The 11,577-nt window shown below is 43.6% G+C and carries 9 protein-coding genes and 1 tRNA gene; 6 read left to right on the top strand and 4 right to left on the bottom strand.

Annotation, left to right across the window (positions count from 1 at the left end; genetic code table 11):
* Positions 1-699 precede the first annotated feature (699 nt).
* Positions 700-784 (bottom strand) — tRNA-Leu (locus tag VSA01S_RS10595).
* Positions 785-1,083: 299 nt separating this feature from the next.
* On the opposite strand from VSA01S_RS10595, the gene VSA01S_RS10590 reads away from it, so the two are divergent.
* Positions 1,084-1,560, top strand: a complete 477-nt coding sequence (locus tag VSA01S_RS10590; RefSeq protein ID WP_039982979.1) for an RDD family protein — start codon at positions 1,084-1,086, stop codon at positions 1,558-1,560.
* Positions 1,561-1,640: 80 nt separating this feature from the next.
* On the opposite strand, the gene lptG is transcribed toward VSA01S_RS10590, so the two are convergent.
* Together lptG and lptF are read right to left on the bottom strand one after the other, a co-directional pair.
* Positions 1,641-2,711, bottom strand: coding sequence for an LPS export ABC transporter permease LptG (lptG, locus tag VSA01S_RS10585; RefSeq protein WP_039982981.1), 1,071 nt, complete (start codon positions 2,709-2,711; stop codon positions 1,641-1,643).
* 3 nt (positions 2,712-2,714) lie between these two features.
* The gene (gene lptF, locus VSA01S_RS10580) at positions 2,715-3,815 is read right to left on the bottom strand and encodes an LPS export ABC transporter permease LptF (RefSeq protein ID WP_039982983.1); all 1,101 of its coding nucleotides are present in this window, start codon (positions 3,813-3,815) and stop codon (positions 2,715-2,717) included.
* A 199-nt stretch (positions 3,816-4,014) separates the two neighbouring features.
* Here lptF and pepA point away from each other — a divergent pair, with 199 nt between their 5' ends.
* The 5 genes from pepA to VSA01S_RS10555 all read left to right on the top strand — a co-directional run bounded on the left by pepA (position 4,015) and on the right by VSA01S_RS10555 (position 10,700).
* A complete protein-coding gene (gene pepA, locus VSA01S_RS10575; protein WP_039982985.1) occupies positions 4,015-5,523 on the top strand; it encodes a leucyl aminopeptidase in 1,509 nt (502 codons plus the stop codon).
* Between the two features lie 81 nt (positions 5,524-5,604).
* Positions 5,605-6,054, top strand: a complete 450-nt coding sequence (locus VSA01S_RS10570) for a DNA polymerase III subunit chi (protein WP_033003604.1) — start codon at positions 5,605-5,607, stop codon at positions 6,052-6,054.
* A 94-nt stretch (positions 6,055-6,148) separates the two neighbouring features.
* Complete coding sequence (locus VSA01S_RS10565) at positions 6,149-9,037, top strand: valine--tRNA ligase (protein ID WP_039982988.1); 2,889 nt, start codon at positions 6,149-6,151, stop codon at positions 9,035-9,037.
* Between the two features lie 193 nt (positions 9,038-9,230).
* Positions 9,231-9,629 (top strand): DUF2061 domain-containing protein, encoded by a 399-nt coding sequence (locus VSA01S_RS10560; protein ID WP_039982994.1) that lies wholly within the window; start codon positions 9,231-9,233, stop codon positions 9,627-9,629.
* A gap of 165 nt (positions 9,630-9,794) precedes the next feature.
* Positions 9,795-10,700, top strand: coding sequence for a bifunctional helix-turn-helix transcriptional regulator/GNAT family N-acetyltransferase (locus tag VSA01S_RS10555; protein ID WP_083932315.1), 906 nt, complete (start codon positions 9,795-9,797; stop codon positions 10,698-10,700).
* Positions 10,701-10,715: 15 nt separating this feature from the next.
* On the opposite strand, the gene VSA01S_RS10550 is transcribed toward VSA01S_RS10555, so the two are convergent.
* Positions 10,716-11,519: a glycosyl hydrolase 2 galactose-binding domain-containing protein gene (locus tag VSA01S_RS10550; RefSeq protein ID WP_039982990.1), complete on the bottom strand. Its 804-nt coding sequence runs from the start codon at positions 11,517-11,519 to the stop codon at positions 10,716-10,718.
* Positions 11,520-11,577 lie beyond the last annotated feature (58 nt).

Below are 11,577 nucleotides of genomic sequence, written 5' to 3'. Positions count from 1 at the left end.
GAGAGTCCTTTATCTTTAGCAAGAAAAAAATACTATTTATCTAAAAAAAGCACTTAAGTGGGCAAAACTCATTCAAATGCTATTTTAATGACAAGTTGCACTCAGCTTTATCACACTTTACCCACAAAAATCTGTGGATAAGTGATATGGCAAGATCGTAGTTTTTCATTTATATATCTAGTAGCTCTACAAAATGCTTGATTCAGAGTAATGCCACTGAATTGAATTTAATCATGGCAATGAAACATAGTAGCAGGCCCTTTCTACTTTTATTAGAAGGAGGATTACCCGATGTAAGAAGTAGACTCATGAGATGCACTCATAGGATAAGCACTCTCATTGCTTTAACTTTACTTTCCATTGTAAAAACTGCGAGACCGTCAAAGTACCAGCAGTAATAGTAAAGATCTAAGTAGAGCTTATAGACCTTAGCTATGGGAAGAAACAAAATGAGTACCAAAACCTAATCTCACTGCAATAGTGACTAAATCCTCCCCCTCCAAATAGAGATAACATAACCTTAGGCACTATCTGCACCTTGCTTATAATGCAAGCCAAGTCTATTAGGGTATCGTTCGATAGAGAGAAATTTTTTCTGATAACAGGAAAGGCAAAAGCTGAGGTAAGCACGTGAGAAATATAATATTTCCAGACACCTAAAACGACGAAAGGTCGCTATAAGAGCGACCTTTCTGCATATGGTACCGGTGGGCGGACTTGAACCGCCACGCCCGAAGGCAACGGATTTTGAATCCGTCGTGTATACCAATTTCACCACACCGGCATCTTGGGATGTTGTCCCTTTGATGCTTGGCATTATACGTATGCTTTTTGTCTGCGCAAGAAAAAATCCTTAAATAACTTCTGTTTGTCGATATTTTCACCAGAGCAATACATTTAAAGCCATCATGAACAAAAAAAGCTCGTTAATCCTTCATCTTGAGACGGTTAGAACGCTCCGAGGTTAAATGAATAATTCTAAATTGATACCAACATAAAAGACTGTGGGTTCGCTCTCTTTTCACCACGAACGGTTATCGATATTCTGAAAACTACTATTTAATCGGCAGTAATGGCGCGCTCATGACTTCAACCACCCTTCCACCCGCTGGCTTTCTCCGACGTTGCGGGGCTCTGTTCTACGACTCTTTAATTATCTTAGCGATTGAAATGATAGCTGCAGGAATTGTCATCGCGATTGTTTTTGCACTCAAAGCAGCAGACATTGTTGATTACGGCCTTTATCGTGATGCTGCTGAGATGCTCAGCAAACACCCTATTTTAAGCCCTCTATTTAGCTTTTATCTGTTTGCTGTAGCTATCTACTTTTTCGTTTTCTTCTGGACACGAGCTGGGCAAACTCTGGGGATGCGAGCATGGAAAATACAAATTAGGAATCAAAAGGATGCAAAACCGATTACTATCCAACAAGCACTTTTACGCCTCTTAGTCTCCTGTTTTGGCGTCGCCAATTTGACCGCTATTATCGATCCTCAAAAACGCGGTCTGCATGATATGTTGGCGAAAACGGAAGTGGTTGTGCTACCTGTCGCCAAATAAAATCAAAGGAGGTGTCGAACCTCCTTTGATTTTCTCGTTTTTTTGTCGTCCCATTCGCAAGGCAAACAATTGATTAAAAACTAGTGTTTGCGCCTCAATAACATGATCGCAATAGCTAAGAAGACTAAACTTGGGGCAAGCGCTCCAAAAACGGGCGGGATGTTGTACACCAGTGTAAGCGGGCCAAAGAATTCACTCGATATATAAAAAACAAACCCCGCGATCACCCCTGACAACACTCTCGCTCCCATTGTTACACTTCGGAGCGGCCCAAAAACAAAGGACAAGGCCATCAACATCATGACTGCAATGGAAACAGGCTGAAATAGCTTACGCCAAAAAGCAAGCTCGTAACGAGATGCGTCTTGCTCTGATTCTTTCAAATAGCGTTGGTAGTCATACAAACCACTTAGAGGCAGTTCTTCTGGTCTTGTCGCAACCACAGCAAGTTTGTCAGGTGTTAGAGACGTTTCCCAATCTAAACTCTCAACATCACGCTTGGTGATCACACTTGGATCCGTTAAGTCCGTCACCTGAACACGCTTCATCAGCCACATGTTCTCTTTTTGATAATCAACTTGTTCAGCAAAAGTGACCGTTTCAAGCCGCTTGTCTTGATTAAAATGCCAAACATTTAAACCATAAAGCGTGTCCTCTTCTGCTTTACCAATAAAAATAAAGTCGTTGCCATCTCTTGCCCAAACTCCCGCTTGAACTGAAACGAGGCTCCCCCCAGATAAGGCAAATGCTTTCATATCACGCGCAAGTTTTTGAGCTTGAGGTGCTCCCCACTGGCCTAATATCATTACTAATACCATCAAAGGCACCGCTGTTTTTAGTACTGATAAGCCAATATCAAGTTTTGAAAAGCCAGCCGCTTGCATAACCACCAGCTCTGAGCTTGAAGCCAACATTCCTAAACCGATAAGGGAGCCGAGCAGCACCGCCATTGGAAAGAATATCTCCAGATCACGGGGAATGCTCAGCAAGACGTAGTACAGCGCTTGCATTAAATCAAAGGTTCCTCGCCCTACTTTGCCCAGCTGATCAATATATTTAATGATCCCTGACAAACCAATAAGTGTCGCGAGTACCAGAGCGATAGTAGAAACAATGGTTCTACCAATATAGAGATCTAAAATCTTAAACACCGTTTATCCGAGCCTCTTCTTGCGAAATTTATCTTTTATCCGTCGGACGGCAACACTGTCCATCATATTAGCGGTAATGGCCGCTAAAAATAGCATTGCATTAATTGGCCACATCCCCACAACTGCAGGCACATCACCGTCTTCTAAAGCCGATTTCATCGCACTGATTGCAAGGAAATAGGCGAGATAGATAAGAATCGCAGGCCCCATCTTGGCGAACCGACCTTGACGTGGATTCACTGCTGACAATGGAATAACCAGCATAGTCAACAATGGAATACAAACAAATAATGAGATTCGCCACTGTAGTTCAGCTTGAGCTTCAGCATTAGGGTTACCGATTAAAGAAGAGGTCGGGTAAGCATCCCAAGCTCGGCCTTTGCTTTTTATATCGTGCTGCCCTATAACACCTTCATACTCTTCAAATTTTGTTACCATATATTCGATGCGTGTCGGTACCCCTTCATAACGGCTACCATCATGCATCTTTATGATTTGACGGCCATCAGATAATTCTTTTATCTCGCCAGATGAAGAGAACATTACACTAGGTAATATAGAATCGCGTGGGCGAACTTGGGCAACAAACACACTGTCTAATCGTTTGTCTTGAACATCATCGATAAAGATAACCGAGGAACCATCTGGCGATGATTGAAATTTACCAGGTGTTAGTAAATCAACACTACTGTCGGCAGCAACTTGCTCATAGACTTGTTCTACGCGATCCAGTGACCAAGGTGACAGCCAAAATGCATTAAACGCAGCCAAGGCAGAAGTCAGCAATGCTAACAATAGGGCTGCTTGTATCAGGAACTTATTTCCTATTCCTGTGGCATTCATCACCACAATTTCACTTTCTGCGTACAAACGGCCAAAGGTAATCAAGATACTGATATATAAACTCAATGGCAGCATCAATAGCCCCATTGAGGGCATGTTTAAAGCAACAATAGAGAAAATGAGCCCTGCCGGTATCTCCCCGTTCGAAGCATCCGCCAAAACACTGATAAAACTCTGGCTAATAAAGACCAAAAAGAGCACGAAGAAAATCGCAAATTGGCTCTTGAGTGTTTCGCGGATCAAATATCTAACAATAATCACGCTGAAATTACCTATACAAAACTTGTTTTTTTGCTCGAATCACTATAGTTTCCCGTTGAACCATTTATTTTTTTCAAAATTATAAACTAAATGTTAGCGCTAAAATCAGCTCTTTTGTCAAGACCTGAGCTAAAATTCAACGGCAAGTAAGCATTATCTAACATTTATAGCAATTTGTCTTCAGGATGTAGGAGTACGCATGGAGTTTAGTGTAAAAAGTGGCAGTCCAGAGAAACAACGTAGCGCATGTATCGTTGTTGGTGTGTTTGAACCACGTCGCCTTTCTCCAGTAGCCGAACAACTTGATAAAATCAGTGACGGTTACATCAGTTCACTACTTCGTCGTGGTGACTTAGAAGGAAAGCCAGGTCAGATGCTTCTGTTGCATCAAGTGCCAGGAGTATTATCAGAACGCGTTCTTTTGGTCGGCTGCGGCAAAGAGCGTGAATTGGGTGAACGTCAATACAAAGAAATCATCCAAAAAACGATCAGTACACTCAATGAAACAGGCTCAATGGAAGCGGTTTGCTTCTTAACCGAGCTGCATGTTAAAGGTCGAGACACATACTGGAAAGTGCGCCAGGCGGTAGAGGCGACCAAAGATGGTCTATACACCTTTGACCAATTCAAGAGTGTGAAACCAGAAACTCGCCGACCTCTACGCAAACTGGTATTCAACGTACCAACACGCCGTGAACTGAACCTTGGTGAAAAAGCAATCACTCATGGCCTTGCTGTCGCATCAGGTGTTAAGGCATCTAAAGACTTAGGCAATATGCCTCCAAACATTGCGAATCCAGCTTATTTAGCTTCACAAGCCCGCCGCTTGGCCGATGATCACGAGACAGTGACGACTAAGATTATTGGTGAAGAAGAGATGGAAAAGCTAGGCATGACTTCGTACTTAGCTGTAGGCCGTGGCTCAAGAAATGAGTCGATGATGTCAGTCATCGAATATAAAGGCAATCCAGATTCTGAAACTAAACCTATCGTACTTGTCGGTAAAGGCCTGACGTTTGATTCAGGTGGTATCTCATTGAAGCCTGGTGAAGCAATGGATGAAATGAAGTACGACATGTGTGGTGCGGCGTCTGTATTCGGCACCATGAAGGCACTCGCAAAACTGAATCTTCCAATCAATGTTATTGGTGTTCTCGCGGGTTGTGAAAACATGCCAGGCAGCAACGCTTACCGCCCTGGTGATATCCTCACTACAATGTCTGGTCAAACAGTCGAAGTCCTTAATACGGATGCTGAAGGCCGTCTCGTTCTGTGTGACGCACTGACTTACGTTGAGCGTTTCGAACCAGATTGTGTGGTAGACGTTGCAACGCTAACTGGTGCTTGTGTGATTGCACTAGGCCATCACATCAGCGGCGTTATCTCTAACCATAACCCTCTTTCTCACGAGCTTATTAATGCTTCTGAGCAAGCAAGTGATCGTGCTTGGCGTCTACCAATGGCAGATGAGTACCACGAGCAACTGAAGAGCCCATTTGCAGATATGGCTAACATCGGTGGTCGCCCTGGCGGCACAATCACAGCGGGTTGCTTCTTGTCTAAGTTTGCGAAAAAGTACAACTGGGCGCACCTTGATATTGCAGGCACCGCCTGGAAGTCAGGGGCAGCAAAAGGCTCAACAGGTCGTCCGGTCTCCATGCTGGTCCAATTCCTGCTAAACCGTAGCGGCCAAGAGACAGAAGAATAAATTCTGAATCATAAAAAAGGGCCTAAGGGCCCTTTTTTATTAGTAATCACATCACTTAGGATAACAAAGGCCAAGATCGTGATGCAAAGAGCAACTTTCTATATCGTCAAACCAGACAGCCCTCAGGCCGATAAAACAGGCTTTGAAGATTACATTGTCTTCCTTGCACAGCATTTTGCCCGTCAAGGTGCTAAGGTCTATCTGAACTGCAACGATAAATCTCATGCAGAGCAATTAGCAGAAGCTTTCTGGCAAGTCGATGCAGATAAGTTCATCGCTCATAATCTCGTTGGCGAGGGGCCTAAGTATGCAACACCCATTGAAATCGGTTTTTCCGGAGTTAAACCTAATTGGAACCGTCAACTGGTAATTAATTTGGCGGAAAATGAGACAACCTTTGCGAATAAGTTTGCAGAGGTGGTAGACTTCGTGCCTTGCGAGGAAAAAGCGAAGCAACTCGCAAGAGAAAGATATAAAGTTTATCGACAGGCTGGTTATCAACTACAAACCGTCGATATTCAACACCCGTAGTCAATCCTTATAGTTAAGCTCTCCTTATTAAGAGAGTTCACTTATAAAGATTGACTTAAGTTTCAACCATCAACGTATCCATTAAAAGAGCGCCATGGAAAAGACATACAACCCAACTTCAATTGAACAAGCTCTGTATCAGACTTGGGAAGAGAAAGGCTACTTTAAGCCACACGGTGACACTACTAAAGAATCATACAGCATCATGATCCCGCCACCGAACGTCACTGGTAGCCTACATATGGGCCACGCGTTCCAAGATACGATCATGGATACTCTAATCCGTGCTGAACGTATGAAGGGTAAAAATACTCTTTGGCAAGTAGGTACTGACCACGCTGGTATCGCAACTCAGATGGTTGTTGAGCGTAAGATCGCAGCAGAAGAAGGCAAAACTAAGCACGATTACGGTCGTGATGCTTTCATCGACAAAATCTGGGAATGGAAAAACGAATCTGGCGGTACTATCACTAAACAGCTTCGTCGCCTTGGTGCATCTGTTGACTGGGACCGTGAGCGTTTCACAATGGATGACGGCCTATCTAACGCTGTTCAAGAAGTGTTTGTTCGCCTGTATGAAGAAGACTTAATCTACCGTGGTAAGCGTCTAGTAAACTGGGATCCTAAACTGCACACTGCAATTTCTGATCTTGAAGTTGAAAACAAAGACAAAAAAGGCCACATGTGGCACTTCCGCTACCCGCTAGCAAATGGTGTGAAAACGGCTGAAGGTAAAGACTACATTGTTGTTGCGACGACGCGTCCTGAGACAATGCTTGGTGATACTGGTGTTGCTGTAAACCCAGAAGATCCACGTTACAAAGATCTTATCGGTAAAGAAATCCTACTTCCTATCGTTAACCGTCTGATCCCTATCGTAGGCGATGAGCACGCAGATATGGAAAAAGGTACAGGTTGTGTGAAGATCACGCCTGCGCACGATTTCAATGACTACGAAGTTGGTAAGCGTAACAACCTACCAATGATCAACATCCTAACTTTCAACGCAGACATCCGTGATGCGGCTGAAGTCTTCACTACTAACGGTGAAGCTAGCGATGTTTACTCAACTGAGCTACCTGCTAAATACCACGGCATGGAGCGTTTTGCTGCACGTAAAGCGATCGTTGCTGAGTTTGAAGAACTCGGTCTTCTTGATGAAATCAAAGATCACGACCTAACGGTACCTTACGGCGACCGTGGTGGCGTGGTTATCGAACCAATGCTAACTGACCAATGGTACGTGCGCGCTGCACCTCTTGCTGAACCTGCTGTGAAAGCAGTTGAAGATGGTGAGATCCAGTTCGTTCCTAAGCAGTACGAAAACATGTACTTCTCTTGGATGCGTGACATTCAAGACTGGTGTATCTCTCGTCAGCTTTGGTGGGGTCATCGTATTCCAGCATGGTACGACAACGACGGCAACGTATATGTAGGCCGTACTGAAGAAGAAGTACGTGCAAACAACAACCTTGCTCCAATCGTTGTTCTACGCCAAGACGACGATGTACTTGATACATGGTTCTCTTCTGCGCTTTGGACGTTCGGTACTCAAGGTTGGCCAGAGCAAACAGAAGATCTGAAGACATTCCACCCTTCAGATGTACTAGTAACTGGTTTCGACATCATCTTCTTCTGGGTTGCGCGTATGATCATGATGACCATGCACTTCAACAAAGATGAAAATGGTAAAGCTCAAGTACCATTCAAAACAGTTTACGTAACGGGTCTCATCCGTGACGAAAACGGCGACAAGATGTCTAAGTCTAAAGGTAATGTACTTGACCCTATCGACATGATCGATGGTATCGACCTTGAGTCTCTAGTAGAGAAGCGTTGTGGCAACATGATGCAGCCTCAGCTAGCGAAGAAGATCGAGAAGAACACACGTAAGACGTTTGAAAACGGTATCGAACCATACGGTACTGACGCACTGCGTTTCACTCTTGCTGCTATGGCTTCTACTGGCCGTGACATCAACTGGGATATGAAGCGTCTTGAAGGTTACCGTAACTTCTGTAACAAGCTATGGAACGCAAGCCGTTACGTACTGATGAACACAGAAGAGCACGATTGTGGTATGTCACTGTCTGCGACCGAACGTGCAAACATGGAATTCTCTCTAGCGGATAAGTGGATTGAATCTCAGTTTGAGCTAGCAGCGAAAGAGTTTAATGCTCACCTAGACAACTTCCGTCTAGACATGGCCGCAAACACGCTTTACGAATTCATCTGGAACCAATTCTGTGACTGGTACCTAGAGCTAACTAAACCCGTTTTATGGAAAGGTACTGAAGCTCAGCAACAAGCAACTCGCTACATGCTGATCACAGTACTAGAGAAGACGCTACGTCTTGCTCACCCAGTACTGCCTTACATCACTGAGTCTATCTGGCAGAGCGTTAAGCCGTTAGTAGACGGTGTTGAAGGTGACACAATCATGCTTCAAGCGCTTCCTCAGTTTAACGAAGAGAACTTCAACGCTGAGATCGTAGAAGACATCGAGTGGGTTAAGACTTTCATTACTGCTATCCGTAACCTACGTGCAGAATACGACATTGCACCGAGCAAAGGTCTAGAAGTAATGATTAAGGTTGCTAACGAGAAAGACGCTGCGCGTATCGAAGCGAACAAGGTAGTTCTGAATTCTCTTGCTAAACTAGATAGCCTAACCGTTCTTGCTGATGGCGCAGCTCTTGATCATAAAGAACTTCCAGCATGTGCGACTAAGCTAGTGGGTCAATCTGAACTGATGATCCCAATGGCAGGTCTGATCGACAAAGATGCAGAACTTGCTCGTCTAGATGGCGAAATCAAGAAAACTCACGGCGAAATCAAGCGTATCGAAGGCAAACTAGGTAACGAAGGCTTCGTAGCGAAAGCACCTGAAGCCGTTGTTGCTAAAGAGCGTGAGAAGCTTGAAGGCTACAAAGAGACGCTAGTTAAGCTGGAAGAGCAGAAAGCAACGATTGCTGCACTCTAAACTCGCTTAAAAAAGCTTCCTACATGCAAAGGTTGGCCCTGATGGCCAACCTTTTTTATTATCAAAGCCTCCCCCTTAATTAGCTCTGTGATTAATGGTTAATACCTATCAAATTAATCTTAACTTTTCACTTGATTAGATGAGAATGATTATCAATAATGATTACATCAAACTGAATCATGAGAGCATAACCATGAAAAAGACACTCACTTTCGCTTCACTCCATTTTACTATCGCATTTAGTGTCGCTTACTTACTGACCGGTGATATTTTGATTGGTAGCTTAATTGCTATGATTGAACCTTCAGTTAATACAGTCGCATTCTATTTTCATGAGAAAGCATGGTCAGTCATTCCAGCACTTCGTTCCCACCAGTCTAAAACCAAAATAAAAACAGCAAGTTTTGCTACGGTTCACTTTAGTGTCGCTTTTACTGTCGTCTACTTACTGACTGGCAATGCATTTGTTGGCGGCGTTATGGCAATGCTAGAGCCGAGCTTGAATACCATTGCTTATTACTTTCACGAAAAAGTATGGCTGCGCAAAACGGGGGCAATCTCAGCAAAATTTTGCACCCATAATCACGCTTAAACTCTTCCAATTGATGCCATGGTTTTGCCTTAAATAAACATTCATACGTTTGTGTTCTAGCTAATAATGCGATAACAACACACTGTTAAAACGATAAAACCTTGACAAGGTTGCGTAGCGCAATTAATTTAATTGCGCTACGCAACTTTATTTGAGGTAACAATAATGAATGCTCGTCAACTTCGTCACTACTCACGCCAAGCTGTTCGACTACTAGGAATGTTGGAAAAACAGTGCAGTGATATTGCCCTTACACCCGTTCAAGCTCATGCGCTGGGGGAAATAAAGCTACAACCCTTGACGGTCAATCAACTGGCTCAACATCTTAATGTCGACAAATCTAATGCGAGCCGCACCATTACTAGCCTAACAAAACTAGGCTTGGTCAAAAGCTTGAAAAATCCAAAAGATAAACGTAGCCAGCTCATCATGATCACTCCATTAGGCCAAACAACTCTACTTAAGCTCGACCTTCAACAAAATGCCTTTTTTGAACAGATACTTACTCAGTTAACCAGTGAAGAACAGCAACAACTGAAACGCGGTATGGAGCATTACCTAAAAGGGCTAACCAAAGTATGTCAAGCAGACGCATTAATCTTACGTCCTCTCACCGAAAGCGACAATCAACAAATAGCGCAAGTCATCCACCAAGTTTCTGCTGAATATGGTTTAACTGCAGACAAGGGCTATGGCGTTGCGGATCCGACTCTGGATGACATGTACTCTGTTTACAATCAACCAGGGGCCGCATATTGGGTAATAGAACACCAAGGAGAGATAATCGGTGGCGGTGGTTTTTCACCACTTGCGGGCGAACCTAGCACATGTGAGCTACAAAAAATGTACTTTTTACCTCAGGCTCGAGGGAATGGCTTTGCAAAACGTATCGTTTCATTGAGTTTACAATTGGCCAGCCAGCTTGGTTATCGACAGTGTTACTTGGAGAGTACTGCATGCCTTAAAGAAGCGGTAAGCCTATATGAAAAGCTTGGTTTTGACTATTTAGATGCCCCACTGGGAAATACGGGGCATGATGCGTGTGAAATCGTGATGATAAAAGCTCTCTAAGCAACGAACAAAAAATTATTGTTCTGAATGGCTGATACAAAGAGTTTGATTTAACGCGATCGAAAATGATTGCTGTTGCCCATCGAGAGCGATAGATAATTGGTAAAGGTCTTTTTGGGCGGGGCTATCAGGATCCGCATACTTTGGTGCTTCAATCTGAAACAACGCACTGGCGTGATCCGAACGTACATCAATAGGAATGGAATAAGTCATTGCATTAAAACTCACCGATGCTGATACTAGACCTGGTGCTACCGTTTGATAATACATATCGACTTTAAACTCACATCCCCCACCGTGGTGCCAGATCTGTTCTGTTACTACACATTCTAAACGCACATTGCGGATAAATTGTAGGTAAGGTTCTTGCCATATTCCTAATCGTTGATCGTTGTTACGATATTGAACTTGTACAGGTAAGCCTTCCTCTGATTTATCTTCATCTAGGAGCAGCTCTTCCTCTTCTTCTGCGACAAATAAAATTTCGAAGCGATTACGCCCCAATTGCATGTATGGGCGAATATCTTTCTTGTATGTCGCTTGTTTTCCATCACAATCAAATAAAGCGACGCCGTTTAAACGCACTTCAGCATGGTAATCCACACCACCTAACACCAGATCAACCGCAGGAAATGCCATCATCGACTCATCGACCTCGATATCGTGCATCAAATGCCATTCTTGCTGACAAATCGTTTCTTCTGTCAATTCAGCAGGCAACACCTGACTCAAAGGCGCAGGAAAAATAATGTCATCTTGTGGAATAGAAAGTTCAGTCAGTGGAGAAACTTGCCATAAGCCGGCGAGTGAGAATTGCATAACAACCTTGAATGTGAACGATTTTCACTCATTATAGGAAGATTTGGCTTCTCACTTC

This window comes from Vibrio sagamiensis NBRC 104589 (assembly GCF_007990935.1).
Classification (GTDB): domain Bacteria; phylum Pseudomonadota; class Gammaproteobacteria; order Enterobacterales; family Vibrionaceae; genus Vibrio; species Vibrio sagamiensis.
This window is presented reverse-complemented; position numbering and strand designations above follow the sequence as displayed.

Excerpts from the sequence above, each read along its gene's own strand:
- VSA01S_RS10590 (WP_039982979.1), top strand. The coding sequence starts at position 1,084 with ATGACTTCAACCACCCTTCCACCCGCTGGCTTTCTCCGACGTTGCGGG.
- pepA (WP_039982985.1), top strand. The coding sequence starts at position 4,015 with ATGGAGTTTAGTGTAAAAAGTGGCAGTCCAGAGAAACAACGTAGCGCA.
- VSA01S_RS10555 (WP_083932315.1), top strand. The coding sequence starts at position 9,795 with ATGAATGCTCGTCAACTTCGTCACTACTCACGCCAAGCTGTTCGACTA.
- VSA01S_RS10570 (WP_033003604.1), top strand. The coding sequence starts at position 5,605 with ATGCAAAGAGCAACTTTCTATATCGTCAAACCAGACAGCCCTCAGGCC.
- VSA01S_RS10565 (WP_039982988.1), top strand. The coding sequence starts at position 6,149 with ATGGAAAAGACATACAACCCAACTTCAATTGAACAAGCTCTGTATCAG.
- VSA01S_RS10550 (WP_039982990.1), bottom strand. The coding sequence starts at position 11,519 with ATGCAATTCTCACTCGCCGGCTTATGGCAAGTTTCTCCACTGACTGAA.
- VSA01S_RS10560 (WP_039982994.1), top strand. The coding sequence starts at position 9,231 with ATGAAAAAGACACTCACTTTCGCTTCACTCCATTTTACTATCGCATTT.